Source organism: Luteipulveratus flavus, assembly GCF_029439465.1.
Classification (GTDB): Bacteria; Actinomycetota; Actinomycetes; order Actinomycetales; family Dermatophilaceae; genus Luteipulveratus; species Luteipulveratus flavus.
In genome coordinates, this window is sequence record NZ_JAROAV010000033.1 from 15,349 (window position 1) to 41,845 (window position 26,497).

20 protein-coding genes are annotated in these 26,497 nt (G+C 71.4%); 8 read left to right on the forward strand and 12 right to left on the reverse strand.

Annotated features, from left to right (window positions below):
• Nucleotides 1–26 precede the first annotated feature (26 nt).
• Nucleotides 27–1,226: an McrC family protein gene (locus P4R38_RS13295; protein ID WP_275238676.1), complete on the reverse strand. Its 1,200-nt coding sequence runs from the start codon at nucleotides 1,224–1,226 to the stop codon at nucleotides 27–29.
• A gap of 20 nt (nucleotides 1,227–1,246) precedes the next feature.
• Entirely contained in the window at nucleotides 1,247–4,312 is a 3,066-nt protein-coding gene (locus P4R38_RS13300) for an AAA family ATPase (protein WP_277192549.1), read from the reverse strand.
• Between the two features lie 123 nt (nucleotides 4,313–4,435).
• Between P4R38_RS13300 and P4R38_RS13305 the strand changes: the two genes are divergently transcribed.
• Nucleotides 4,436–5,092: a DUF6891 domain-containing protein gene (locus P4R38_RS13305; protein WP_275238678.1), complete on the forward strand. Its 657-nt coding sequence runs from the start codon at nucleotides 4,436–4,438 to the stop codon at nucleotides 5,090–5,092.
• Here P4R38_RS13305 and P4R38_RS13310 read toward each other — a convergent pair.
• Entirely contained in the window at nucleotides 5,089–5,517 is a 429-nt protein-coding gene (locus P4R38_RS13310; protein WP_275238679.1) for a hypothetical protein, read from the reverse strand. The genes P4R38_RS13305 and P4R38_RS13310 overlap by 4 nt on opposite strands.
• A gap of 91 nt (nucleotides 5,518–5,608) precedes the next feature.
• On the opposite strand from P4R38_RS13310, the gene P4R38_RS13315 reads away from it, so the two are divergent.
• Nucleotides 5,609–7,093, forward strand: a complete 1,485-nt coding sequence (locus P4R38_RS13315) for a cytochrome P450 (protein ID WP_277192550.1) — start codon at nucleotides 5,609–5,611, stop codon at nucleotides 7,091–7,093.
• A gap of 27 nt (nucleotides 7,094–7,120) precedes the next feature.
• Here P4R38_RS13315 and P4R38_RS13320 read toward each other — a convergent pair whose 3' ends face one another.
• The 3 genes from P4R38_RS13320 to P4R38_RS13330 all read right to left on the reverse strand — a co-directional run bounded on the left by P4R38_RS13320 (nucleotide 7,121) and on the right by P4R38_RS13330 (nucleotide 9,977).
• Nucleotides 7,121–7,987: an excalibur calcium-binding domain-containing protein gene (locus P4R38_RS13320; protein WP_277192551.1), complete on the reverse strand. Its 867-nt coding sequence runs from the start codon at nucleotides 7,985–7,987 to the stop codon at nucleotides 7,121–7,123.
• A 137-nt stretch (nucleotides 7,988–8,124) separates the two neighbouring features.
• On the reverse strand, nucleotides 8,125–9,387 hold the full coding sequence (gene serA, locus P4R38_RS13325) for a phosphoglycerate dehydrogenase (protein WP_409201268.1): 1,263 nt from the start codon (nucleotides 9,385–9,387) through the stop codon (nucleotides 8,125–8,127).
• Nucleotides 9,384–9,977: a TetR/AcrR family transcriptional regulator gene (locus P4R38_RS13330; protein ID WP_277192552.1), complete on the reverse strand. Its 594-nt coding sequence runs from the start codon at nucleotides 9,975–9,977 to the stop codon at nucleotides 9,384–9,386. The genes serA and P4R38_RS13330 overlap by 4 nt, the downstream gene beginning before the upstream one ends.
• Before the next feature lie 41 nt (nucleotides 9,978–10,018).
• Between P4R38_RS13330 and P4R38_RS13335 the strand changes: the two genes are divergently transcribed.
• Genes P4R38_RS13335 through P4R38_RS13355 form a run of 5 tightly spaced genes read left to right on the forward strand, consistent with a single transcriptional unit; the run spans nucleotide 10,019 to nucleotide 14,788 of the window.
• Entirely contained in the window at nucleotides 10,019–11,266 is a 1,248-nt protein-coding gene (locus tag P4R38_RS13335) for an acyl-CoA dehydrogenase family protein (RefSeq protein WP_275238684.1), read from the forward strand.
• Nucleotides 11,263–12,030 (forward strand): SDR family oxidoreductase, encoded by a 768-nt coding sequence (locus P4R38_RS13340; RefSeq protein WP_277192553.1) that lies wholly within the window; start codon nucleotides 11,263–11,265, stop codon nucleotides 12,028–12,030. The genes P4R38_RS13335 and P4R38_RS13340 overlap by 4 nt, the downstream gene beginning before the upstream one ends.
• A gap of 3 nt (nucleotides 12,031–12,033) precedes the next feature.
• Nucleotides 12,034–13,113, forward strand: a complete 1,080-nt coding sequence (locus P4R38_RS13345; RefSeq protein WP_277192555.1) for a phosphotransferase family protein — start codon at nucleotides 12,034–12,036, stop codon at nucleotides 13,111–13,113.
• Nucleotides 13,110–13,787 carry a histidine phosphatase family protein gene (locus P4R38_RS13350; RefSeq protein ID WP_277192556.1) on the forward strand — a complete coding sequence of 226 codons (678 nt, stop codon included), beginning with the start codon at nucleotides 13,110–13,112 and terminating at the stop codon, nucleotides 13,785–13,787. Before P4R38_RS13345 ends, P4R38_RS13350 begins: the two co-directional genes overlap by 4 nt.
• A 29-nt stretch (nucleotides 13,788–13,816) precedes the next feature.
• Complete coding sequence (locus tag P4R38_RS13355) at nucleotides 13,817–14,788, forward strand: NADPH:quinone oxidoreductase family protein (protein WP_277192557.1); 972 nt, start codon at nucleotides 13,817–13,819, stop codon at nucleotides 14,786–14,788.
• Here P4R38_RS13355 and P4R38_RS13360 read toward each other — a convergent pair.
• The 4 genes from P4R38_RS13360 to P4R38_RS13375 all read right to left on the reverse strand — a co-directional run bounded on the left by P4R38_RS13360 (nucleotide 14,778) and on the right by P4R38_RS13375 (nucleotide 21,232).
• Nucleotides 14,778–18,410, reverse strand: a complete 3,633-nt coding sequence (locus tag P4R38_RS13360; protein WP_277192558.1) for a TM0106 family RecB-like putative nuclease — start codon at nucleotides 18,408–18,410, stop codon at nucleotides 14,778–14,780. The genes P4R38_RS13355 and P4R38_RS13360 overlap by 11 nt on opposite strands.
• Nucleotides 18,411–18,500: 90 nt before the next feature.
• Nucleotides 18,501–20,138, reverse strand: coding sequence for a peptide-N4-asparagine amidase (locus P4R38_RS13365; RefSeq protein ID WP_277192559.1), 1,638 nt, complete (start codon nucleotides 20,136–20,138; stop codon nucleotides 18,501–18,503).
• An 84-nt stretch (nucleotides 20,139–20,222) separates the two neighbouring features.
• Nucleotides 20,223–20,864: an HD domain-containing protein gene (locus P4R38_RS13370; protein WP_277192560.1), complete on the reverse strand. Its 642-nt coding sequence runs from the start codon at nucleotides 20,862–20,864 to the stop codon at nucleotides 20,223–20,225.
• Nucleotides 20,864–21,232: a hypothetical protein gene (locus tag P4R38_RS13375; protein WP_277192561.1), complete on the reverse strand. Its 369-nt coding sequence runs from the start codon at nucleotides 21,230–21,232 to the stop codon at nucleotides 20,864–20,866. Before P4R38_RS13375 ends, P4R38_RS13370 begins: the two co-directional genes overlap by 1 nt.
• A 138-nt stretch (nucleotides 21,233–21,370) precedes the next feature.
• Between P4R38_RS13375 and P4R38_RS13380 the strand changes: the two genes are divergently transcribed.
• On the forward strand, nucleotides 21,371–22,015 hold the full coding sequence (locus tag P4R38_RS13380) for a CPBP family intramembrane glutamic endopeptidase (protein ID WP_277192562.1): 645 nt from the start codon (nucleotides 21,371–21,373) through the stop codon (nucleotides 22,013–22,015).
• 15 nt (nucleotides 22,016–22,030) lie between these two features.
• On the opposite strand, the gene zwf is transcribed toward P4R38_RS13380, so the two are convergent.
• Both zwf and P4R38_RS13390 read right to left on the reverse strand, forming a co-directional pair.
• Nucleotides 22,031–23,524: a glucose-6-phosphate dehydrogenase gene (gene zwf / locus P4R38_RS13385; protein ID WP_275238694.1), complete on the reverse strand. Its 1,494-nt coding sequence runs from the start codon at nucleotides 23,522–23,524 to the stop codon at nucleotides 22,031–22,033.
• Nucleotides 23,525–23,597: 73 nt separating this feature from the next.
• Entirely contained in the window at nucleotides 23,598–26,489 is a 2,892-nt protein-coding gene (locus P4R38_RS13390; RefSeq protein ID WP_277192563.1) for a vitamin B12-dependent ribonucleotide reductase, read from the reverse strand.
• Nucleotides 26,490–26,497: the final 8 nt, after the last annotated feature.

Sequence of the window (26,497 nt, forward strand, 5' to 3'; positions counted from 1 at the left end):
GGGGCGGATGAGGTCGTACCAGCGGCTCAGCGCAGCGGCGCGAGGGCGCCCACCGAGACCGCGCGGACCAGCTCGGCCAGGGTGTCGAGCGAACCGGCCAGCCGCGCCGGCGGCACGCTCAGGCGCAGCGGCACGCTGATCAGCCGGGTGCCGATGCTGCGGACCACCATCTCCGGCGCCGGCGGCTCGTCCGCCTGGGCGTACACCAGCATGCCCGCGCCGAGGCCGAGCGCCGAGGCGTAGGTGAGCAGCGGGAAGTAGTCGGTGCTCGGCCCGGAGGAGGTGGAGCCGAGGTGGTAGACGACGTCGCCGACGAGGACCGCCTGCGGACCGCGGCGCAGCAGCATGTCCGGGGTGAACTGCAGCTGGTCGTGCACGTCCAGGCTGTGCTCGGGCTGCTCGTCGACGGCGATCTCGGGCCACAGCCGCTGGCTCAGCTCCTCGGTGACCCAGCGGCGGAACAGGTCGTCCATGTCGACCAGGAAGGTGTGCGCGCTCTGGTCGCCCTCCATGTGCCGGATCGCGACGCCGTCCAGGGCCATCCGGGCGAGGTCCATCGCCGAGCCGTAGTGCTCGTTCAACCGGGTGATCGGGATCTTGTCCCGATGAGCGCGCGCGTCGGTGTCGTCCACCCCGTCGAACCGCGACAGCAGGCGCAGGCCGTCGCGGCGCACCACCGGCGGCAGGGTGGGCCAGGTGAGGACCTGACGTACCGCGCAGCGCAGCAGCTTGTTCTCGGGGATGTTGGCGGTGAAGTCGTCGTACCGGCAGGGCGGCTCGGCGATCTGCCACGGACGGGTCGCGAGCTTCTCGACCAGCAGCCGGCCGCGGATCAGGTTGAGGTCCTCCTCCACGGTGACGTACCCGTGCAGCAGGCCACGTCGGGTCGCCTCGTCGATCGAGCGCAGCACGAAGGCGGCGACGCCGTCGACGAGGTCACCGTCGGAGGACCAGCCGACCTGGTCGCTGCCCCAGCCCTCCCCCGGGATGCCGGCAGAGAACATGGTGAAGAGGTTCTCCATCGGCGCGGACGGCCGGATCCGTACCGTCAGACCGGGCACCGAGATGGCACCGACCCACGAACCGGTGACCAGGACCACGCGGTCCGGGTCGGCCGTGGCCCGGATGTCGACACGGCCCTGGGAGACCGACATCAGGGACTTGCGGGCCTCACGGGGCAGTCGTACCGGAAGCGACTCGCTGTGCTCGGCGAGGTCAACGTCCATGACGTCCATCGCGCAGCCGATCAGCGCTTCGGCGACGGCGGCAGCGCACCCACCTCGGCCTGCGCCGACTCGCCGTGCCGCTCCTTCACGGCCTGCCAGGTGAAGGTGCGCAGGAGGTCCTCGCGGCCGTAGAACTGGTCCTCGATGAACGGGTAGACGCTGTAGGTCCAGATCCGCTGCAGCGCCTCGTCGTCCAGGCCCTCGGACATGAAGTGGCTGTGGCCGATCTGCAGGTGCGGACCACGCAGCGCCTGCCGCAGCTCGGCGTTGACCCGGTCGACCACCCCGGCGACCCAGGCCGGGCCTTCGTGCTTGGTGAGCCAGCGTCCGAGCAGGCCCTCCATCGGACCCTCGTGCGGCATGAACGGCACGAAGTGGAAACGACGACGCAGCGCCGCGTCCACGAGGGCGATCGAGCGGTCGGCGGTGTTCATGGTGCCGATGAAATACAGGTTCGGCGGGAGCTCGAAGCCTTCGTCCGGGCGGTAGGAGGTCATCACGCTCTGCGAGCGGTACTCCAGCAGGAACAGCAGCTCACCGAAGACCCGCGGCAGGTTCGCGCGGTTGATCTCGTCGATCAGCATGATGTGCGGCGTCGTCGGGTCGGCCTCGGCCGCCTCGACCAGCAGGGCCAGCGGACCCTTGCGCAGCTCGTAGACCATCTGACCGCCGGCGTCCAGCCGCGGCCGGAAGCCCTCGAAGAAGTCCTCGTAGGAGGTCGAGGGGTGGAACTGCACCACGGCCCGCTTGGTGGAGCTCGGCTGCAGCGCCGCCGCGAGCCGCTGGGCCAGGTAGGTCTTACCGGTGCCGGGCGGGCCGTAGAAGATGATCTGCTTCTTGTCCTCCAGCAGGCCGTGCACCTCGCGCAGGAAGTCCTCGTCGACGAGCAGCTCGGCGGCCGCCTCGGCGATCAGGTCGCGCTCGGGGTCGGCGGCCGACTCACCCTGACGCAGCAGCCACAGCGCGAACTGCACCTGACCCCACGGGTCGCCCGGCAGCAGCGGCTCCAGCCGCGCCCGGAGCCGGTCGTTGGCGACCAGGTGCTGCTTGGCGCGCGACTGGCCGTCGGCGTCCGGCAGCTCGACGCCGAGCACCCGTGCCAGCGCGATCTTCCCGTCGGCGCCGCCGAGGGAGTAGATCGGCAGGAACCGGCCGGGATGGGTCACCGCGAGCGCCTTCATCACGACGGCCTCGCCGAGGCCGGTGACGCCGCCCTCGGGCGAGAGGATCTGCTCGATCCGGTCCCGGTCGTCGTCCTCTCCCCACAGCAGACTCTTCAGCCGGACCGCGAGACCGTCCAGCTCGGCGGCGTCCATCGCGGCGAGGCGGGCGTTGAAGACCGAGTTGGTGCCGGGGTGGCCGTACGCACGGCCGTTCAGCAGGCGACGGAAGGCGACCAGGTCGAAGGCGTCGAGTGCGGCGGGCTCGAGCGCCGCGGCGAGCGCGCGCCGCTGGTCCTGGTGCCAGGTGTCGCGCTCGGACGGGTAGGGCCGCTCGGCGACGAAACGCTCCAGCTGGGCCAGCAGGTCCAGGTCGAGCGGGCCGGTCGGCGTGGGCTCCTTGCCGCTCATCACCTCCACGAGCGGGGCGAGCGCCTTGACCGTCTCGATGATGTCGTCGGCGAAGTCCGCGCGGCCGAGCGCGTCGGGGTGTGACCACCAGCGGCCGACGAAGATGTCGCCGCCGGGGTAGGTGCGCTCCGCGGGGTGCACCCGGTCGGCGGAGGTGACCGGGCGGATCGTCAGGAACGTCATGTCGTCGGGCAGGAACCGCTCGACACGCTTGCCGATCTCCTCGTGACGCTGCGCGCTGCCCTGGCCGTCCCACCCGGAGTGCAGACCGACGGCCACACCCGAGCGGGTGAGCCACATCCGAAAGCCCGGCGCGCTGGTACCGCCGGGCAGCGCCCAGGTGGAGTGCGCGTCGACCCGGTACGGGGCGTCCTTGGAGATACCGGTACGGGCCTGCAGGTTGGTCTCGTGCAGCCGCAGGCCGGTCGCCTCCATGAGAGGGCCGAGCAGTGAACGCACCGACAGCGTCGCGGCACCGCGCAGCTGCAGGGCCAGGCCGGCGGCCCGCGCCTCCTCGCCCGGGCTGGGGTAGCCGGTGCCCGGGTGGTAGTCCATGAAGAGGGAGCCGGCCTCCTCGCAGATCTCCGGCATGGCCGTGCCGAGCCCGACGAAGGGCTGGCGGGAGGCGAGGTAGCCGACGACCCACTCGACGCGACGGGGGTCGTCCGGCTCGAGCGCGTGGCACAGCTCGGCGTAGGCGATGTAGCGCTCGGCGTGCGTCAGGTGCCGGCCCATCCAGCCCAGCGTCTGGAAGGTGTCGGCCCCCTGCGGCCACAGCGCCGGCCAGGTGGACCCGCCGTCGGTCGACCAGAACACCGACAGGACCGTCGGGATCCGCGAGGCGTCCGGGCCACCGCTGCCGATGAACTCCTGGACGGCCCGGATGCGGGTCGCCGCCTGCTCCTCGTCCTCCGGGGTCAGCGTGACGTCGACCAGCAGGTCGGCGAGGTCCCGCTCCCGACCGGACGTGTGCGCCATCAGCTGCCCCAGCCACGTCGGAGCGGTCTGGCTGAGCGCGGAGTACGGGCCGGGCCGACGCGACCAGACCGAGGCCTGCTCGACGAACGCCTGGACGTCGCGGGTCAGCGCGAGCTCCTTGAGGATCGCGCGCGCCTCCTCGTCACGCTCGGCGCGGTGGTTCTCCCCCGCCTGTAGGAGCGTCTGCGCCGCTGGGTCGGCCTTGACCGTCTCGCAGACCAGCTCGTACGTGGTCTTCCAGCGCTTGATGTCGAGCTGGCGCTGCGGGTTCGGGCGCGACGCGTGATGGGTGCTCTTGACCGCGAAGCCGATGTCGTGGAGGTGGCCGGCGACCGCGCTCAGGTCGTTTGGCATCGACAGCGGCGTCAGCGCGCCGAACTCCGGGCGCGCGAAGCCGTGCGCTGCCGCGGTCAGTGCGGGGACGTCGTAGGGCCGACCCTCGTGGACCAGCAGATGCTCGTCGGTCGGACTGAAACCGTACGAATCGAGGAATGCCCCTCGCCCCTGTGCGTCGAACTCGTTGATGGCTGCGAGCACGTCGTCTCGCGTGATGTCGGCCAGGGCCACAGCAGTGCACTCCGATGGAAGATCAAGGGGGGTTGGTCGCCTAGGCTCACCAGCGTATGTGATGTGACTCAGGAGTATGACGGAGTGTGGCAAGTGGACGTAAAGCCTTCTCGGGGACGCTACTTCGGCGGCACCTTCCCGCCTGACACGGTGACGTTCGCCGGCGCGATCGCCCTGAAGGTGGCGACCGGCGTCGACACGCGCGAGGCCCTCGTCGCGGGCTTCAGCGAGATCGGCGCGGAGATGAGCTCCTACTTCCCGGAGCCGGCCATGGACGGGGCCGACGTCGAGCGCCTCGTCGACCTGGTGATCCGGGACCACAACGCGCAGGTCACCAGTGCCTCGCGTGACGCCATCGCGCTGCTGGACGCGTTCCACGCCATGAGTATCCGCGGCATCGTCTACTCCTTCGCCGAGGCCGGTGACACTCAGACCGCGCTGGAGGACATCGGCGACTCCGCTCGCGAGCTGGTGGAGCACGGCGTCGGCGTGCGCGGCTACTGCTTCGCCCACGCCGTCGACACCGACGAGCTGATCATGAACGGCCAGCTCGCCCTGGGCTACGGCATCTTCGCCGAGTCGGGCAGCATGCCCGAGGAGATCGGCCGGGACATCGCGCAGGTCCTGCGCGAGCACGGCCTCACCGTCCGGCCGCACCTGTCGGCCGAGCAGCGCCTGATCGTCGGCCCGATGGTCTACGAGCTCCCGTACGAAGGCATGGACATCCCGGCGCCGGACGAGGAGCTCTAGGCCGAGCGGGGCAACGGCTCCGGGAGGCGCACGATGTCGCCGTGCGTCACGACGTACGTCGCGAGCAGGCGGGCCTCGGCCTGGACGGCGAGGTCGATGACCGCCTGGTGCCAGGCCCGGTCGCTGTCGCTGATCGCGCTGTAGCCGGCGCGCGCGACCGCGACGACGAGGCTGCGAACACCCGCCGCGTCGAGCACTCCCGCGAGGCGGGGCAGGACCGCGCCGGCCTCGACGCTGTGGTCCACGCCGCCGAGGGTGAGCGCGAGCGGCTGGATCAGCCGCGCGTGCTCGTCGCACAGCAGCAGGAAGATGCATCCCGCCTCTCGTTCCTCGGCGCCGATGTAGGCCTCCAGTGCGGCGGTCGCGTGGTCCGGGTCGTCCAGGGGGCGATCACCGCAGGGGTCGGGACGGTCGTCGAGTCTCATGCCCGCAGCGTGGCCGATCTGCTCGGGACGCCTCGGCGGTTGTCCACAGCCGCTACGGTCTACATCTGTAGTGGACCGTGAGGAGCGTCACATGTCGAGCAACTGGCCGCATCTGGACCTGCCCCACCCGCCGGGACGTCGTCCGGTCATCGGCGACCTGCTGACCGTCCGGCCGCCGCGACCCCTGCAGAACCTGCTCCTCGCCGGCGAGGGCCTCGGTCCGATCTTCGAGATCCGCCTCGCCCGCCAGAAGATGGTCTTCGTCCAGGACACCGCGCTGGCCCGGGAGCTGTGCGACGAGTCGCGGTTCGAGAAGAAGCTCCCGCCCGGCCTGGTCGCCCTGCGGGAGAGCGCCGGCGACGGGCTGTTCACCGCGTACTCGGACGAGCCGAGCTGGTCGCTGGCGCACGACCTGCTGCGGCCGGCGTTCACCAAGGAGGCCATGCGGCGCTACCACGACGTCATGAACGCGGTGTGCGACGAGCTCATCACCTACTGGGACGCCCAGGACGGGCCGGTCGACGTCTCCCCCGCGCTGACCAAGATGACGCTGGAGACGATCGGCCGGACGTCGTTCAGCACCACTTTCGACTCCTTCGCCAGCGCCCACGAGCATCCGTTCGTGACCGCGATGGTCCAGTCGCTGCGCCGGGGCCAGCGGCGCGGCGCCCTCGCCGCTCTCCCCGGCGGGTCGCTCCTGCTGCGCCGGGGTGCCAAGGCGTTCGAGCAGCACCGGGCGTACGTCGCGACCACGCTGGACGGGATCGTCCGGTCACGGATCGCCGACGCCGACAGCTCCACCAGCGACCTGCTCGGCCTGATGCTGCACTCCGCGCACGAGCAGTCCGGCGAGCGGCTGGACCCGGTCAACATCCGGTTCCAGATCAACACCTTCCTCGTCGCCGGGCACGAGACCACCTCGGGCGCCCTGTCCTTCGCGCTGCACTTCATGACGCGGGACCCGGCCGTCCTCGCCCGGGCGCAGGCGGAGGTCGACGCCGTCCTCGGGTCCGACCCCACCGCCGTCCCGGCGTACGAGCAGGTCGCCAAGCTGCGGTACGTCCGCCGTTGCCTGGACGAGGCGCTGCGGCTGTGGCCGACCGCGCCCGCCTTCACGCGCGGCCCGCGGACCAGCACGGTGCTCGGCGGCCGCTACCCGATGCGGTCGGACGACTGGGCGACCGTCCTGATCCCGGCGGTCCATCGCGACCCGCAGGTATGGGGCGAGGCGGCGGAGACGTACGACCCGGACCACTTCCTGCCGGCGCGGGTGCGGGCCCGCCCGGCGCACACCTACTTCCCCTTCGGCGTCGGCGAGCGCGCCTGCATCGGTCGGCAGTTCGCCTTGCACGAGGCGGTGTTCGTGCTCGCCCGGCTGCTGCACCGCTACGACATGACGCCCGATCCCGACTACGAGCTCGAGGTGTCCGAACGGCTCACGCTGATGCCGGTCGCCTTCCGGCTCGGGCTGAGCCGCCGGACGCCGGGAGGTGGCGAAGCCTCACCCGCCGTCGAGCCCGAGCCAGAGGTCGCCGAGGCGGGCCGGGCGGGGTGCCCGGTCGCTCACTCCGCCTGACGACCGGGTGAGTCCGACGTGTCGCCGCTACTCGCACGCCGAGCCGTCGTGGTCGCGGTCGAGCGCGTCGCGGTAGCCGGGGTCACCCGGGTGCAGCGGCGCCTTGCCGGCGTCGCGGACCGCCGTGCAGTTCGCGTAGTAGACGTCGCCACCGCCCACCAGCGGACGCGGCGCGACGGTGGGCTGCGCCTCGCGTGCACCACCGCCGTACGGCTCGCAGGCGACGCCGTCGCCGTCACGGTCGAGGCCGGCACGGAAGCCGGGGTCGCCGCGGTGCAGCGGAGCCTTCCCAGCGGCCCGCACCGCGGCGCAGCCGGCGTAGTGAACCCCTGCGGGCTGCCGGGGCGCAGCCTCTGGCACGAGTGGGGCGACCCGCGTGGCCGAGGTCGTGACGTGCTGCTTCGGCCGGGAGGTGGGACGAGGCGGTGACGTACGCCGGGGGGTCGGTGTGGCGGGCGCCGGCGACGTCTGCTGTGCAGTCTTCGCCGGCGGTGCGCTCTGGACCGGTTCAGCGGCCGACGTCGTCGCGGCGGGCGCTGCGGCGGCCGGCGTCGCGGTGCCGGACAGAGGTTGCGCGTTCCTGACGGGGCGGTCGTCACCATTCGCGGCGTGACCCGCCGCAGCCAGCATCAGCACGACGGCCAGGACGGCGAACCGCTTGCGCTGCCACCATGGTCGACCCGCGGACGCGAGCTCCTGGGCGCCGGGACCGCCGCTCGTCGCGGCTGCCTGCTCCGGGACGACCGTCGTCGCCCACGCGCTCGTCCGCGGGTCCCCCGTGGGCTGATCCGCCCACGGGCGGGTGGCTGCGGTCCACTGGCCCCCGTCCCAGTAGCGCAGCTGGTGTGCATCGTGCGGGTCGGCGTACCAACCCGGAACAGGCATCGTCGACATGACGAAGTCCCCCCAGTCGTGTGCGGTGCTGCCGGTCCCCCGATGGCAGATGACTGAAGGTAAGGCGTCCTCATCGCAGCACCGCGTGGTTCACCCCGTTCATTCGCGACGTGGACCGAACCGCAAGAACTGCGGCGTCAGGCGATGGAGCGCAGGCGGATGGTCTCCGGCATCTGCCGCAGCTCGGCCAGCACCTCGTCCGACAGGCCCTGGGAGACATCCGTGACGACGTACCCGGCGTGGCCGTGCGTCCCGAGCATCTGGCCGTCGATGTTGACGCCGTGCTCGGCCAGCACGCTGTTGACCTTCGCGAGCACACCGGGCGTGTTGGTGTGGAAGTGCATGAGCCGGGAGCCCTCGCTGCGCGGCGGCACGTTGAGCGAGGGAAGGTTGACGTTCAACGTGGTGCTGCCCTGCTGGACGTAGTCCCGCAGCTTGGTGGCGACGAACCGGCCGATGTCCTCCTGCGCCTCCTCGGTCGAGCCGCCGATGTGCGGGGTGAGCACGACGTTGGGGATGCCCTGCAGCGGCGACTCGAACGCGTCGCCGCGCTTCTTCGGCTCCACCGGGAAGACGTCCACCGACGCACCGGCGATGTGACCGCTCAGGAGGTTCTCGCGCAGCGCCTCGTAGTCGACGACGAACCCGCGCGAGAGGTTCAAGAAGAGCGACCGCGGGCGCATCCGGGCGAACTGCTCGGCCCCGAAGAAGCCGGCGTTGCGGTCGCGTCCGTCGACGTGCAGGGTCACGACCTCGGCGACCTCCAGCAGCTCGTTCAGGCTGGAGCAGCGGCGGGCGTTGCCGAGCGCGAGCTTGTCGTCGGTGTCGTAGAAGTAGACCTGCAGGCCCAGCATCTCCGCCACGACCGAGAGCTGGGAGCCGATGTTGCCGTACCCCACGATGCCCAGCCGGCGACCGCGGATCTCGTGGCTGCCGGTGGCGTTCTTCTCCCACACCCCGTCGTGCAGCGCTCGGTCCTTCTCGGTGAGCCGCCGCGCCATGACGATGATCTCGGCGATCGCCAGCTCCACCACCGAGCGGGTGTTGGAGAAGGGCGCGTTGAACGCGACGATGCCGCGCTCGGCCGCGTCCGACAGCGCGATCTGGTTGGTCCCGATGCAGAACGCCCCGATCGCCTGCAGGCTCGGGGCATGGGCCAGCACCCGTGGCGTGATCTCGGTCTTGGACCGGATGCCGACCATGTCGATGCCGTCCAGGGCGGCGATCAGCTCGTCCTCGTCCAGGGCACCGGCGTGCGTCTTCACGTCGATGCCGGCGTCGGTCAGCAGCGTCTCCGCCAACGGGTGCACGTTCTCCAGCAGCAAGGCCTTCACGACCTCATCTTCGCAAGCCCGGCGGGGACCGCGGCAAACGTGTCCGTTCTGCGGTCGGCCACTCAGCGCAGGGCCAGCAGGACGCGCAGCGCCTCGCTGCAGTGCTCCACCAGCTCGGACGAGGGCGTGCGCCGCTGCGGCGCGGCCTCGCTCCACTGCAGGGCACGGTCCTCGACGTAGGCGACCCACCCGTGCACGACCGGCGCCCGCGCCTCCGGCAGCTCCAGCGCGGATGCGACCAGGCGCGCCACCGCCATCCGCAGCCCGAGCGCGAGGTCTTCGTCGCCGCCGACCGGGCCACGGCCGTGCACCAGCGCCAGGTAGGACTCGCGGCGCCGGCCGATCTGCTCGACGTACCGGTGGAGCAGCTGCTCCAGCGCGGCGTCGCCGCTCACGCCGTCGTCCGGGGCGATGGTGCGCAGCACCCGGCGCCCGGCGGCCGCGACGACGGCGGCGTAGAAGTCGTTCTTCGTCGGGAAGTAGTGGAACAGCAGACCGCGGGAGATGCCCGCCTCGGCGGCGACCTCGTCGATCGGCAGGTCCTGGATCGGCCGCTCGACCAGCCGGCGCAGACCGATCCCCACCAGCTGACGCCGACGCTCGTCCGGGCTCAGGCGACTGCGCGCGCGACCAGCACTCGGGACCGATTCCTGCATGTTATTGAGCATTGCTCAACACGTGGGCTACGGTCAACGCCATGGACTTCTCTCCCTCCGACCGGGCCGCCGAGATCGTCGAGGCCGTCCGCGGGTTCATCCAGGCCGAGATCGAGCCGGTCGAGGAGCAGTACCACCGGGATGTCGCCGCTGCCGACGACCCGTGGACGCCTCTGCCGCTCGTCGAGCAGCTGCGCGAGAAGGCGCGGGCACAGGGCCTGTGGAACCTGTTCCTGCCGGCCGGGCACGGCGACGCGTACGCGCAGCAGTACGGCACGGTCGGTGGCCAGGGCCTGACGAACCTGGACTACGCCCCGGTCGCCGAGCTGACCGGACGCTCCTTCCTCGCCCCGCACGTCTTCAACTGCAACGCGCCCGACACCGGCAACATGGAGGTGCTGCTGCGGTACGGCACGGCCGAGCAGCAGCGCGAGTGGCTGGAGCCCCTCCTGCGCGCCGAGATCCGCAGCGCGTTCTGCATGACCGAGCCGGACGCCGCCTCCTCCGACGCCACCAACATGCGGGCAACCGCCGTGGTCGACGGCGACGAGATGGTGATCAACGGCCGCAAGTGGTGGTCGACCGGGGTCGGGCACCCCGACTGCAAGATCCTCGTCTTCATGGGGCTCACCGACGAGAGCGCCGACCGGCACTCCCAGCACTCGATGGTGCTCGTGCCGCGGGACACGCCCGGCGTGAACGTCGAGCGGCTGCTCCCGACCATGGGCACCCTCGACCCGCCCCACGGACACGGTGAGGTGTCCTTCACCGACGTGCGCGTCCCGGTCGGCAACGTCCTGGCCGGTCCTGGCCGCGCGTTCGAGATCGCCCAGGGCCGGCTCGGCCCAGGCCGCGTGCACCACTGCATGCGCCTCATCGGCCTCGCCGAGGCCGCTCTGGAGCTCGCCTGCCGGCGGAGCCTGGAACGCACCGCGTTCGGCAAGCCCATCGCCAACCTCGGTGGCAACCGGGAGCGCATCGCCGACGCCCGGATCGCGATCGACCAGGCGCGTCTGCTGGTGCTGCACGCCGCCTGGCTGCTGGACACACAGGGTCCGCTCGGGGCGTTCTCCGCCGTGAGCGCGATCAAGGTCGCGGTGCCGACGATGGCCCAGCAGGTCATCGACATGGCGATGCAGCTGCACGGCGGCGGCGGACTGTCCGACGACTTCCCCCTGGCCGCCGCGTGGACGAACGCGCGGGCGCTGCGCCTCGCGGACGGTCCCGACGAGGTGCATCGCAGTGTCGTCGCCCGTCTCGAGCTGGGCAAGTACGGAGCGAAGCGATGACCACCACTCCCCTCCGCACGATCATCACCGGCGCGAGCTCGGGCCTCGGCGCCGAGATGGCCCGCCAGCTGGCCGCCCGCGGCCACGACGTCGCCCTCACCGCCCGCCGGACCGACCGGCTGGAGTCGCTACGGGACGAGATCACGGCCGCTCACCCGGGCCGGCGGGTCGTCGTCCGCGCGCTGGACGTCACCGATCACGACCAGGTCTTCGCCGTCACCCGCGAGGCGACGGCCGAGCTGGGCGGCCTCGACCGGTTCGTCGTCAACGCCGGTCTCGGCAAAGGCACGCCGCTCGGCACCGGTCGGTTCGACGCCAACCGCGAGACCGCCATGACCAACTTCGTCGGCGCGCTGGCGCAGATCGAGGCGGCGATGGAGGTCTTCCGCGAGCAGCGGCAGGGCCACCTGGTGGTCGTCTCCTCCATCTCCGCGCTGCGCGGCATGCGCCGGGCCATGACGACGTACGCCGCGAGCAAGGCCGGGGTCGCGAGCCTCGCCGAGGGCGTGCGCTCCGAGGTGATCGCCCGACCCGAGCTGGACATCGACGTGACCACCCTCTACCCCGGCTACATCCGCTCGGAGATGAACGAGCACGTCGAGCAGGAGCAGAGGATGATGGTCGACACCGAGACGGGCGTCCGCGCCATGGTCGAGGCGATCGAGGCCCGCAAGGTGAAGGCGTACGTCCCCACCTGGCCGTGGCTGCCGATCGGGACGGCCATGCGGGCGCTGCCGCTGTCGGTCGTGCGACGGATGGTCTGAGCGATGGCCACGACGGACGACGCCCGCGCGGTGCGCGACGAGGACGCCTTCGACGTATCGGCGATGGCGCAGTGGCTGCGCACGCACGCCTCCGACGCCGCCGGTCTCGACGGCACCCCGCAGGTCCGCCAGTTCTCCGGCGGCGCCTCGAACCTCACCTACCTGCTGGAGTACGAGCAGCGTGACCTGGTGCTGCGACGGCCGCCCGCGGGGCGCAAGGCCCGCAGCGCGCACGACATGCGCCGCGAGTTCACCATCCAGGACCGGCTGCGGACGGCGTTCCCGTACGTGCCGCGGATGGTCGGGTTCTGCGACGACGACGCGGTCATCGGGTCCGACTTCTACGTCATGGAACGCCTCGACGGTCTGATCCCCCACAAGGAGATGCCGGCCGGGGTCACCCTCTCCCCCGAGGAGGCACGCGCGTTGTGCCGCCGGGTGCTGGACGTCCTCGCCGACCTGCACGCGGTCGACGTCGAGGCCGCCGGGCTCTCCGACCTGAGGCGCGGGGCGGGCTACGTCGGCCGGCAGGTGGCCGGCTGGTCCGACCGGTACCGCAAGGCCCGGACGCGCAATGTCGGCTCGTTCGAGAAGGTCATGGCCTGGCTCGACGCCAACCAGCCCCCCGACCTGCGAAGCTGCCTGATCCACAACGACTACCGGCTCGACAACGTCGTCCTGGACAAGGACGACCCGACGCGGGTCATCGGCGTCCTGGACTGGGAGATGGCCACCATCGGCGACCCGCTGATGGACCTCGGCGGCGCCCTGGCGTACTGGGTGCAGGCCGACGACGACCTCGCGTTCCGTCTTTTCCGTCGCCAGCCCAGCCACCTGCCCGGCATGCTGTCGCGCCGCGAGATCGTCCACGAGTACTGCGAGCGGGCCGGCCTGTCCGTCACCGACGAGGAGTGGACGTTCTACGAGGTGTTCGGCCTTTTCCGGCTGGCCGGCATCGTGCAGCAGATCTACTACCGCTACCACCACAAGCAGACGACGAACCCCGCGTTCAAGCACCTGTACCTCGCGGTCATCGCGCTGGACTGGCGCTGCCGCCGGCTGATCCGGGCCGCCGGCCGATGAGCGTCGTCCTGCTGGTGCGGCACGGCCAGGCGTCGTTCGGCAAGCGCGACTACGACGTCCTCTCCGACCGCGGCCACGAGCAGGCCGCGCTGCTGGGTCGGGCGCTCGCCGGCCGTGGCGTCCGGCCGGCGCGGGTCGTCCACGGCGGCATGCGACGCCAGGCCGACACCGCGGCCGGCGTGGTGGAGGCGGCCGACTGGCAGGTGTCCCTCGACGTCGACGAGCGATGGGCCGAGTTCGACCACGAGGACGTCATCCACGCCTATCGCCCGGCGTACCGGCGGTCCACCGTCATGAAGGCCGACCTCGCTCGGACCCTCAACCCGCAGAGGGCTTTTCGGACGATGTTCGCCGAGGCGACGACCCGGTGGTCCTCGGGCGAGCACGACGGGTACGTCGAGACGTTCGCGTCGTTCACGGCTCGCGCCGAGCAGGCGCTGCGGGCGGCCGCCGACGGTGAGGGGACCACGGTCGTCGTCACGTCGGGCGGAGTCATCGGGGTCATCACGGCTCGGCTGCTCGCCGGCGACCTGGGCCGCTGGAGCGACATCAACGCCGTCGCGGTCAACACCGGCGTCACCAAGGTCATCAGCGGGTCCTCCGGGCTGACGCTGGTGTCGTTCAACGCGCACGACCACCTCGAGAGCGACCCCGCCTCGATCACGTACCGCTGAAACCCACTGCTACCCAAGGAGATCGCCGCATGCGCGCAGTTCAGGTCACTTCGCTCGACGGACCTCGGGCCCTCCGGGTCGGTGACGTCCCGGAGCCGGCCCGAGCCGAGGACCAGGTGCTCGTCCAGGTCCACCGAGCCGGCGTCGCGTACCCGGACGTGCTGCTCTCCCGCGGTGAGTACCAGTTCAAGCCGGAGCTGCCGTTCGTGCTCGGCGCCGAGGTCTCCGGCGTCGTGCTGGAGGCCCCGTCGGGTTCCTCGCTCACCCCGGGACAGCACGTCGCGGCGTTCCCGGCGTTCGGCGGGTTCGCCGAGCGTGTCGCCCTGCCCGAGGCGATGGTGTTCCCGCTGCCGGACGGCCTGTCCTTGGAGGACGCCGCCGCCCTGCCGATGAACTACCTCACCTGCGTCTTCGCCCTCCTGCGGCGTGGCCGCCTCGCCGCCGGTGAGACCGTGCTCGTCCACGGCGCGTCCGGCGGGATCGGCACGGCTGCGATCCAGGTCGCGAAGGCCTCCGGGGCGAGCGTCATCGCGGTCGTGTCCACGCAGGCCAAGCGCGCGGTGGCGCAGGACGCCGGCGCGGACCACGTGGTCCTCGCCGACGGGTTCCGAGACGCGGTGAAGGAGCTGACCTCCGGCCGGGGTGCGGACATCGTGGTCGACCCGGTGGGTGGCGACCGGTTCACCGACTCGCTGCGCTCGCTCGCGCCCGAGGGACGGCTGCTGGTCATCGGCTTCACCGGTGGGGAGATCCCGACCGTGAAGGTGAACCGGCTGCTGCACAACAACACCGAGGTGATCGGCGTCGGGTGGGGTGCGTTCTGGCTGCCGCAGCCGCAGGTGCTGGCCGGACAGTGGCAGCAGCTCATGCGGCTGTGGGACGGCGGTGGCATCAAGCCGGTCGTCGGTGGCACGTACGAGCTCGACCAGGTCGGAGAGGCGCTGACCGACCTCGATGAGCGCCGTGCTCAGGGCAAGGTGCTGCTGCGCGTCACGGACTGAGCGGCGACGCCTGCGCCCGTTCGTCGTCGAGCGGCACGGGCACGCTGACCGTGGAGACGGCCCGCTCGCACAGCCCCAGGAAGGCACCGAGCGCGGTGAGCTCCTCGGGCGAGCGGGGCGCGACGTCGGTGAGCACCCTCGAGCGCACGAGGTACGCCGCGTACTGGGCTCGGGACACCGCGACGTTGAGGCGGTGCCGGTCGAGCAGGAAGGCCAGCCCTCGCGGGACGTCGGCGTGTGCGGACGAGGCCATCGACACGATCGCCACCGGTGCCTCGCGGCCCTGGAACTTGTCGACCGTGCCCACCGCGACGCCCCGCAGACCGGCCTCGTCGAGCGCGGCGCGCAGGGTCCCGACCTGCGCGTTGTAGGGCGTGATGACCAGGACGTCCGCCTCGGTCAGCGGCCGGGGCGGCTCCTCCGGCGACTCGCGCCAGGCGCGGCCCAGGTGGTCGCGCGCGAGGTCGAGGACCACCTGCGCCTCCTCCGGTGACCACCGCGCGCGGTCCCGGTGGTCGACGAGCCGGACGTGCAGACCGGGGTCGACGCCCTCCAGGGTCCGCTTGGCCGTGCGGTCCTCGTGCGAGCGCAGCCGCCCCTCGTACGCGAGCCGGGAGACCGGCTCGGTGAGGGCGGGGTGCATGCGCCAGGTGGTCTCCAGGAAGTACCCGTGCGACGCGGGCAGCACCCGCTCGTCGTCATGCTCGGCGCGGATCACCCAGCCGAGCGCGGACAGGTCCACCGGCTCGGGATGGGTGCCCTGGGAGACCTGCGGGAGCTGCTGCGGGTCACCGAGCAGCAGGAGCCGGTCGGCGGACTGGGCCACCGCGAGCGTCTTGGCCAGGGAGTACTGCCCTGCCTCGTCGATGACCAGCAGGTCCAGCTGACCGGGCTCGACCCGGCTCGGGTGGGTGAGGTCCCAGGCCGTGCCGCCGATGACGTACCCGCCCTCCTGCTCCGCCGCGAAGCCGGCGAGCTCGTCCGCCGCGGCCAGGTCGGTCCACGTCGGCTGCTCGGCGTCCCGGGTCACCTTCCCGGCGCGCTCCGGCTCCAGGCCCGCGGCCACCACGGCCGCGAGGACGTTCTCGATCGCCGCGTGCGACTGGGCGCACACGCCGACGCGCCAGCCGTGCTCGCGGACCAGACGCGCGATCACCTGCGAGGCGACGTAGGTCTTCCCGGTGCCGGGCGGGCCCTGGACCGACAGCGCCGACCGGTCGAGGTCCAGGAGCGCCGCCTCGATCGCGCGGATGTGGCGGTCCTCGCCCTCACCCACCGCCGGCAGCGCACTCCCGGACCGCAGCCGCGGTGGACGTCGTAGCAGGACGTCGACGGCCGCCTCCTGCGGCAGGTCGGGCCAGGACTCCCCCACCCGGCGCGCCAGCCGCTCGAGCGCGGCGTCGATGTTCTTGGTCGCCACGACGGCGGAGGGCACCAGGGCGACCGGGACAGCCCGGTGCTCCTCGCCGTCCTTCGGCATGAGCTCCTCGACGGTCAGGACCTGGTGGACGCGACCGTTCGAAGCGATGACGTCCCGGGCGTCCAGGACGGACACCGTGGCGCTGGAGCGGGCGTTGAGGTGGCCGGGCAGCAGCGGGACACCGAGCGGCGGCGGCGCGGCGTACACGGCGGAGACCTCGACGCCGGGCTCGAGCAGCACGCCACCCATCGGCTCACCGGTCAGCCGGATCCTGCGCCGCGGCCGCTTGCGCGGCGAGTCCCGGTGCCAGTCCTGCGCGACCTCGCTGCGCTGCACGACGAAGACCCCTGCGTCGCTGACCCACTCGCCGACGGGCAGCCGAAGCCGGTCGAAGTGCTTCCACCAGTACGGCTTGTCCTCGCGCGCATGGAAGAGAAGGGTCGCCGCAACCATCGCGACCGCCTGCTGCTCGGGCGTGCGGTCCTGCGGTCGGATGCCGTCCAGGTGCGCGCGCAGTGCGCTCTCCAGCCCCATGAGAGCGATCCGGGAGTCGCTCGGCGTGTGGGGGGTGGTGCTGGGCGCCGAGCCGTCGCCGACGAGAGGTGCCGCGGTGGAGCCGTTCGGGCCGGACACCCCGACCGCCGCCTCCGCTCCGCGCGCCAGCAGCCAGTTGCGCAGCAGCAGCGTCGAGACGCAGTCCTCCTCGTTGTACTCGGCGATGTCGCGGATCTCCTGCTCGGCGGTCGCGTCGTCGCCCATCTCCCGGGCCAGCACGAAGCGGTGGTACGCGACGATCGAGTCGTCCCCCTTGGCGACGGCGGCGGTCCGGCCGCCCATGTACAGGGGCTCGAGGCGCTTGATGGAGTACGAGCGCTGCGAGACGCGGATCGCCGAGCGCACCACGGCGTACAGGTCGACGAAGACGCCGTCGCGCAGGAACTGGTCGATGTCGTCCTCGCAGACGCCGTGCCGCGCGGCGAGCCGGAGCAGCGCGGACTTCTCGTACGGGGCGTAGTGGTAGACGTGCAGGTCCGGCCAGCGACGGCGCCGCTCGTGCAGGTGGGCGACGAAGTCGATGAGCGCCTGCTTCTCCTGCACCCGGTCGTGGGCCCAGAAGGCGCGGAACCGCGGCGGCTGACCACCCGCGAGGTCGACGCCGTCGATCTCGACGAGACCGAAGAGGTACTCCAGACCCCAGTCGTGCGAACCGCGTTCGGACCACAGCGGGTCGCCCTCGAAGTCGAAGAAGACGTCGCCGTCACTCGGTGCGGGCATGGCGTGCAGGGCCTCCGGGGAGGTCACCTCGGCGACGACCCGGCCCTCGGGATCGGACTCCTGCACCAGCTGCAGGCGAGCCTGCTCCCGCAGCCGGTCCAGGGTGGCAGCGCGGACGTCCGGGACCGGCTCGGTGCGCACGGCCAGCTGCTCGATCGTCGTCACCCCCGCCTCGCGCAGGCGACGGCGTTGAGGCAGCCGGACCCCGGCCACGAGCAGCACGTCGCGGGCGACCTCGGCCTCCGCCTCGCACACCTCGCACCGCCCGCACGCCAGCCGGCGCGGGTCCCCCCAGCGCGCGACGCCGGTCTCCGCCGCGTGCTCGGCGAGGAGCGCGGTCAGGCGCTCCCGACGCGCGGCGTACACCGGAAGGATGTCGTCGAGCAGGTGGTCGGAGGTGAGGCCGCTGCCCAGCACCAGCCGGGCCAGCGGCGCCGTCGGGACGCCGGCGTCGCGCAGCTGTGAGGCGTACGCCGCGATCTGCAGCAGCGCCGGGACGTTCGCGTGCCGCGCGAGCTTGGTGTCGCAGACGAGCCACCCGGCCTCGGTGCGGACGAGGAAGTCGGCGTGCCCGACGAAGCCGCCGTCGAAGAACGTCGCCTGGTACACCACGTCGGTGTCGGGGCTGCGGAGCGCGGCGATGGTCTGCTCGTGCGCCGCGGTGAGCGAGGCCAGGTCGTACTCCGGCCGCGGGAACTGTCGTACCCGCCCTGGGTGGGCAGCCGACAGACGCAGCAGCTCCTGCCGCTCGGTCGCGTCACCGAGCTCCTGCAGACGGGTCAGCATCGCCTCGTCGGCCGGCGCGGGCCGGGGCATGCGCCCGAGCGTGACGTCCAGCTCACGCACGAGCGCGAACTCGCACTGCGCGGCGAGGCGCAGGTCGCTCGGGCTGAGGACCAGGCGCGCGTCGTCGCGTAGCAGGAACATGCTCACGACCCTACGGACGAGCGCCGACAGCGACTCCTCGTGCCGCCGTCGCTCGCAGCACGCCGCGACCTCGGCACGGCGTGGGCCACCTCAGCAGCGGGTCGAGCCGGTCTCCTGGGTGACGGCGCCGTTGCGCGTGGCGATCACGCCGTGCCAGCAACCGTTGGCCGACCGGTCGGTGAAGTCATGACTCGAGGCGCCCGTCGCCCGGCGTTGGTCGCGCGGCACGGTCGTGCTCCAGGTCGCCTCACCGGCGTACCGGTGGTCCCAGGTGTGCCACGCACCGCGGCTCGGTCCCTGCTTGCTCTCGTCGCTGCCGGTGTCGGCGAGCGAGATCTTCGTGGTCAGGTCACCGGCGTCGTCGATGTCGATGCGGCCGTCGAGCCGGTACCCGTAGCGGAACCGCTGGAAGGTCGGCACGCCGGGACCAACGGCCGTGCGGACGAAGCCCTGGTCGGACATCGAGGTGCTCTGCCCGTCGGTGGTCTCCCCGTCGGACCAGAAGTGGTGCGTCCGCTCGCCGACGCTGCGCACCACGGTGGTCGTCACCGTCCCGCGGGAGGTGTGCACCTGACCGCTCGTGGTCAGCGAGTGGGAGCCGTCGAGATCGGCGGTGAAGTACGCACCGTCGCGGCCCACGGTGTTGGTGACGCTGGGCGCCGACTCCTCGACCGTCCGGACGGAGCCGGTCACCCGCGTGGAGCCCTCGTCCTGCCAGGAACGGAAGGCCGCCGGGACGTCCCAGCCGCCACCGTCCGCGCCGCGAACCTTGATGCTCACGCGGTGCGCTCTGCCGTCGGTCATCGTGCCGACGAACGGAGTGAGGTCTAGCTGGACCGGGGTGATGTCGAACGCGCGCGGAGCGGGCAGGACGTACCAGAGATAGGGGTTGGACCAGCCGCCGGTGTAGATGTGCGGGTACGGCGTCGCGATGCCCGCGAGCCGACCGTCCACGTACACCTGCAGCTCGCGCCACGGACCGTCGGCCGTGCGGCACCAGTAGTCGGGGTCGTCGCTCGTGGTGGGCGCTGCGGTGTACCAGAACTCCTCGCAGCCGCCTCCGGAGCCTGTCGCGTAGACGTCCGCGACGAGCCGCTCGGTGTTGGGCGCGACCGTGAGCGTGCCGTGGGTGTCGCCGGCACCGCCGACCTCGTCGGCCAGCGGCTGGACCCGCTCCGCCGTCGTCGCCTTCGGCCAGACGGCCGACGTGCCGTAGAACGTGAGGTCGACGGTCACGTCGAGGACGCCGGTGTAGGTGCTGTCGACGGTGTTGCCCAGGTACATCTGCACGTCCTGAGGACTGCGCAGGAGCGAGGCGTACGCGGTCACGTCCCGCTCGACGGACCACTGGATCCCGTCGGCGGACGGCTCCGGCGTGCTGGTCTTGAAGATCGGCACTCCACCCACCTTCAGCCAGCCGAGCCGGTCGAACTGCCGCCCCTTCACAGCACCGTGCAGGGTGAGGACGACCTTGCTCCAGTCGCCCCGGCACGACGCCGGCGGGGCGAACGCGCTGCGGTACACGTTGTAGTCACGGAAGCCGTGGTCGACGATCCGGGTCGTGCAGCTCGCGGTGTCGGGCCGAGCGACCGGCTGGTCGGCCGTTCGCGGATCGGCGTGGTCGGACCCGAAGTACGGCGGCACGGGGTCGGCGTGAGCGGTGGGGACGCCGGCGACGGACAGCGCGAGCGCGCCGGCGACAGCGGCCAGGGATCGGACGAATCTCACGGCGGGTCCTCTCGGTGACGTGGTGGGGACGCTACCCCTCCACCGGTGCCCCACGGTGAGTTCCGGACGAGCCGTTCGCCGAGGCTAGGTCTGCGCGCGAAGCAGCAGGAGCTCCTGCTCGACGTTCTCCCGTGCTGCGGCCTCCCACCGGTCGCGGCCGTACGGCGTGGCGAACACGGCCGGCCGCCGCAGCAGGGACTCCAGGACGGCCGAACGCCCCTGCGCGAACTGCTGGTCGGGGACCTCGGCGTACTCGGCGCGCACGTCGCGGACGTACTGCGCGTAGCGGTCCGGGTCGGCGGCCAGTATCCCCAGGTCGGCGTCGTACAGGACGTGTGCGGCGACGTCCTGCGGCGCGCTGTCGTGCGTCTGCGTACCCCGGACGAGCCGGGCGACCTCGGTGACCACGTCGGGATCGAGGCCGGCCGACGACAGCCACGCCTCGGCGAGACGGGCGGACTGCTCCTCGTTCGAGATGCCGTCGGGCGGGTCGGGCCGGTAGACGACGTCGTGGAAGTACCCGGCCAACGTCACGATCTCCTCCTGCTCGGCGGAGATCGTCGTGGCAGAGCAGATCTCGGCGATCCGCGCCAGCACCTCGTCGAGATGGCGGACGTCGTGGTAGCGCCGCCAGGGCTGCTCGTACGCCGCGACGATCCGTTCGCGCAGCACCGTCCCGTTGCCGAGCGGCCAGGCCCGGCGCACGCGGTCGGACGAGACGCTCATCAGTCGGCGTAGGTGATCCGGGTCTGCAGCCGCCCGTCCGCGACGGTGGCGTCGATGTGAGCGAGGCGACGGCCGGGCGGCTGGTTCACCAGCGGCGCCGCCAGGTCGTTCAGCTGCCGGATGAACGCCTTGCCGGTGAGCAGCGGCATGCCGTCGGAGACGAGCTCGACCCGGGTCACCCGCTGCACCGTGTCCAGGTGGACCGTGGCCATCACCTGGTCGGCGTCGCCACCGAGGCGGCCCACCTCCTGCGCGCACTCGTCGCCGATGCGCTCCACGAGCTCCAGCAGGGCGGTCGGGTCCAACGGCGCGCCGCCCACCTCCTCGCGCTCGCGCGGGAGGTCCTTGGTCCGGTTCCAGAAGGCCACGGACACACCCTAGGGATTGCTGGCCGTCCGGCGCAGGAACTCGGGCGCGACGTTCGGTCCCGGGTCCGTCGCCTGTTGCCTCCGGTTCGAGGAACGTTCCCGTGGCAGACTCGGCGGATCGCTGCCGAAAGGTGCCCCGTGCCGTCGTCCGAGGTGATCGTGCGGCGCCGGTTCGTGTGCGTCGTCGCCACCCTCGTCGGTACGGCACTGCTGGCGCTCGCGCTGAGCACCCCACCCGGAAGTCCGCGCTTCTACCCGCTCGGTCTGGCGGTGGCGCTCACCTGGCTGGTGGGGGCCCTGCTCGCCGCGCCGGTACGGCTGGCCGGGCCCCGAGCGGGAGCGCCCACGCCGCCGGTCGTGGCGGGGCTGCTCACCGGTCTCGCCCTGTCCGCCGCCTGTGCGCTCGGCGTCCTCGTCCTCGCGCGGGTGGGGGCGGTGCACGAGGAGGTGAGCTCGGTGATCGACCTGGCCCGGCGTGGTCGGCTCGCGCTGGTGCTCCCACTCGCCGTGCTCACCGGCACGGCCGAGGAGCTGTTCTTCCGGGGCGCGGTCTACGAGGCACTCCCCCGCGGCCGGGAGGTCGTGCTCTCGACCGTGCTGTACGCCCTCGTCACGATGGCCACGGGCAACCCGATGCTGGTCGCCGCCACGGTCGTGCTCGGGCTCCTGACCGCTCGGCAGCGGGCCGTCACCGGCGGGGTGCTCGCCCCGGTGATCACGCACGCCGTCTGGACGGTCTGCCTGGTGCTCGTGCTGCCGGCGGTGCTGGACGCCACCGCGTAGCCGGACCGGCCGCCGTCAGCGGTGCGACTCCCGCCAGGTCCGCTCGAACGGCAGCCGCCAGGCGTGCGGCGCGATGAGCTGGTGGATGGCGTTCGGGCCCCAGCTGTCCGGCGCGTACGACTTCACCATCGGCGGGTTCTCCAGCAGTGGGGCGGACCGCTCCCACAGGCTCTCGATGCCCTCCGAGGTGGTGAACAGCGTGTGGTCGCCGCGCATCGCGTCCAGGATCAGCCGCTGGTAGGCCTCCAGCACGTCGTCGGCCTCGGCGGTCTCCCGCGTCGCGAACTGCATCGACAGCTTCTCCAGGCGCATGCCCGGGCCGGGCCGCTTGCCGTAGAAGGACAGCGACAGCTTCGAGGCGTCCGCGAGGTCGAAGGTGAGGTGGTCCGGTCCCTGGGAGCCGACACCCGACCCCGCCGGGAACATGCTCTTGGGCGCCTCGCGGAACGCGATCGAGATGATCCGTTGGCCCTCGGCCATCCGCTTGCCCGTACGCAGATAGAAGGGCACGTCGGCCCAGCGCCAGTTGTCGATCTCGCACTTCAGCGCGATGAACGTCTCGGTGTCGGAGTCCGGCGACACCCCCGGCTCGTCACGGTAGCCGGCGTACTGGCCGCGCACGACGTGTCGAGGGTCGATCGGCTGCAGCGAGCGGAAGACCTTGTTCTTCTCCTCGCTGATCGCGCGTGGCTCCAGTGCCGTCGGCGGCTCCATCGCGACGAAGGCCAGCACCTGGAGCAGGTGCGTCACGACCATGTCCTTGAACGCACCGGTCTGCTCGTAGAACTCGGCGCGGTTGTCCAGGCCGAGCGTCTCGGGGATGTCGATCTGCACGTGGTCGATGAAGGTGCGGTTCCAGATCGGCTCGAACAGGCCGTTGGCGAACCGGAACGCCAGGATGTTCTGCGCCGCCTCCTTGCCCAGGAAGTGGTCGATCCGGAAGATCTGGTCCTCGGTGAACGTCTGGTGGATCTCGTCGTTCAGCTCGATCGCGCTGGCGAGATCGGTGCCGAACGGCTTCTCCATCACGACCCGCGAGCCCTCGACCAGGTCGGCCTCGGACAGCATCTTGATGACCGCACGCGCCGCCTTCGGAGGCACGCTCAGGTAGTGCAGCCGCCGTACGTCCGTGCCGAGCTGCTCCTCGGCGTCGCGCACCGCGGACGCGAGGGCGTCGGGGCCGGCGCTCTGCGGGACGTAGCGCAGCCGGGCCGCGAACTCCTCCCAGTCGGCTCCCTCGACCGGCTTAGTGCTGAACTCGTCCAGCGCCTTGCGGGCGAACTGCCGGAAGCCCTCGTCGTCCATCTCCTCCAGCGAGGTGCCCACCACCTGCACGTCAGGGGTGAGGTCGGACAGCGTGAGGTGCGCGAGCCCGGGCAGCAGCTTGCGCCGGCCGAGGTCGCCGGTCGCGCCGAACAGCACGACCACGTGCGGCGCCGTCGGCTCGGTGTCGTACGGGCGGCGCGCACCCGGGTGCGGGTAGGCGATGCTCTCGTCATTGGCGCTCATGCCAACGAATCCTGCCACCGACGACGATGGCCCGGAGCGCTCGCCGCGCTCCGGGCCATCGATCGTTCGGTGATCAGCTGCAGCCGCTGGTGCTGCCGCAACCCTCACAGACGTAGCAGCTGCCCGCGGGGCGCATCTTCGTACCGCAGGTCAGGCACATCGGCGCGTCCGCGGCCTTGCCCTGGAACTTCTCCATCAGCTCGGCCGAGGAGTGGATCTCCGCGGAGACCTCCCGTGCGTCGGCCGCACCGGCGCCGGACTTCACCTCGACGTCGGCCTTCTCGGCCTTGCGCGCCGAGGCCGGAGCCGCGGACTGCGAGTACGACTCGAGCTCGCCGGCCACGTCGTCACCGTCGGTGTCGTCCGTCGTCGACTCGGCGTACGAGCCGGTCTCCAGCTGACGGGCCCGCTCCTGGGCGGTGTGGATGCCCATGAACGAGCGCGTCTCGAAGTCCAGGTGATCCAGCGCCAGGCGACGGAACACGTAGTCCATGATGGACTGCGCCATCCGCACGTCCGGGTCGTCGGTCATCCCGGCCGGCTCGAATCGCATGTTCGTGAACTTCTCCACGTACGTCTCCAGCGGCACGCCGTACTGCAGCGCCACCGAGACCGCGACCGAGAAGGCGTCCATCACGCCGGCGAGAGTCGAGCCCTGCTTGCCGAACTTCAGGAAGATCTCGCCGAGCTCGCCGTCGTCGTGCACGCCGGCGGTGAGGTAACCCTCGGCGCCACCGACCGCGAACGAGGTGGTCTGGCTGCTGCGACGCTTCGGCAGACGCTTGCGGATCGGCCGGTACTCCACGACCTTCTCCACCGCGGCGACCTCAGCGGTCTTGGCCGGCGCGGGCTCCTGCTCCTTCTTGCCGTCGGACAGCGGCTGGCCGACCTTGCAGTTGTCGCGGTAGACCGCCAGCGCCTTCAGGCCCAGCTTCCAGCCCTGCAGGTGCACCTCGGCGATGTCCTCGACGGTCGCCGTCTCGGGCAGGTTGACCGTCTTGGAGATGGCACCGGAGAGGAACGGCTGGGTCGCCGCCATCATCCGGACGTGGCCCATCGGCGAGATGGCGCGCTGCCCCATGGCGCAGTCGAACACCTCGTAGTGCTCCGGCTTGAGCCCGGGCGCGTCGATGACGTGGCCCTTCTCGGCGATGTGCTCGACGATCGCTTCGATCTGCTCGTTCTGGTAGCCGAGCTTGGTCAGGGCGCGCGGGATCGTCTGGTTGACGATCTGCATCGAGCCGCCACCGACGAGCTTCTTGAACTTGACCAGCGAGAAGTCCGGCTCGATGCCGGTGGTGTCGCAGTCCATCATGAAGCCGATGGTCCCGGTCGGCGCGAGCACCGACGCCTGGGCGTTGCGGTAGCCGTGCTTGGCGCCGAGCTCGATGACGTCGGTCCACGCCTGCGTCGCCGCGCGGTGGATCGAGCCGTCCATGACGTCGAGCGTGCGGACTTCGTCGTTGGCCGCGCGGTGCTTGCGCATGACCCGCTGGTGCGCCTCGGCGTTGCGGGCGTACCCCGCGTACGCACCGACGACCCCGGCGATCTCCGCGGACCGCTTGTACGCGGCACCGGTCAGCAGCGAGGTTATCGCGGCGGCCAGGCTGCGGCCGCCCTCGGACTCGTAGCCGTGGCCGGTCGCCATGAGCAGCGCGCCGAGGTTGGCGTACCCGATGCCGAGCTGGCGGTAGTCGACGGTGGTCTTGCCGATCGCCTCGGTCGGGAAGTCGGCGAAGCAGATGGAGATGTCCATCGCGGTGATGACCAGCTCCACGACCTTCTGGAAGGTCGCGACGTCGAACGTGTCGTCTTCCTTGAGGAACTTCAGCAGGTTCAGGCTCGCCAGGTTGCACGAGGAATTGTCCAGCGACATGTACTCCGAGCACGGGTTGGACGCGGTGATGCGGCCCGTCTCGGGGTTGGTGTGCCAGTCGTTGATCGTGTCGTCGTACTGGATGCCCGGGTCGGCGCACTCCCACGCGGCCTTGTTGATCTTGTCGAACAGCTCGCGGGCGTCGACCTGGGTGATGACCGAGCCGTCGGCGCGCGAGGTCAGGCCGAACGTCGTGCCGTCCTCCACCGCACGCATGAAGGCGTCGCTGACACGGACGGAGTTGTTGGCGTTCTGGTACTGGACGGAGGTGATGTCCTTGCCGCCGAGGTCCATGTCGAAGCCGGCGTCCCGCAGCGCGCGGATCTTGTCCTCCTCGCGCGCCTTGGTCTCGATGAACTCCTCGATGTCCGGGTGGTCCACGTCGAGGACGACCATCTTGGCCGCGCGACGGGTCGCACCGCCCGACTTGATGGTGCCGGCGGAGGCGTCCGCGCCGCGCATGAACGAGACCGGCCCGGAGGCGGTGCCACCGCTGGAGAGCAGCTCCTTGGAGGAGCGGATGCGCGAGAGGTTCAGACCGGCACCGGAGCCGCCCTTGAAGATGAACCCCTCCTCCTTGTACCAGTTCAGGATCGAGTCCATCGAGTCGTCGACCGAGAGGATGAAGCAGGCCGAGACCTGCTGCGGGCTCTTGGTGCCGACGTTGAACCAGACGGGTGAGTTGAACGCGAACACCTGGTGCAGCAGCGCCCAGGTGAGCTCGTGCTCGAAGACCTCGGCGTCCTCGTCGCTGCGGAAGTAGCCGTGGTCCTTGCCCGCCTTGACGTAGGTCAGCACGACGCGGTCGATGAGCTGCTTGAGGCTCTTCTCCCGCGCGTCGGTGCCGACGGCCCCCCGGAAGTACTTAGTCGTCACGATCGTCGAGGCGTTGAGCGACCAGAAGTCGGGGAACTCCACCCCGCGCTGCTCGAAGATCGTCTCGCCCGTCTTCCAGTTCTGCTGGACGACGTCGCGCGACTCCCACGTCACCTCGTCGTACGGGTGCACACCCGGGGTGGTGTAGATGCGCTCGACCTTCACACCCTTGCTCTTGCGACGTGCCTGGGACGTGCGCGCCGTCTCGGTCATGGTGGTGC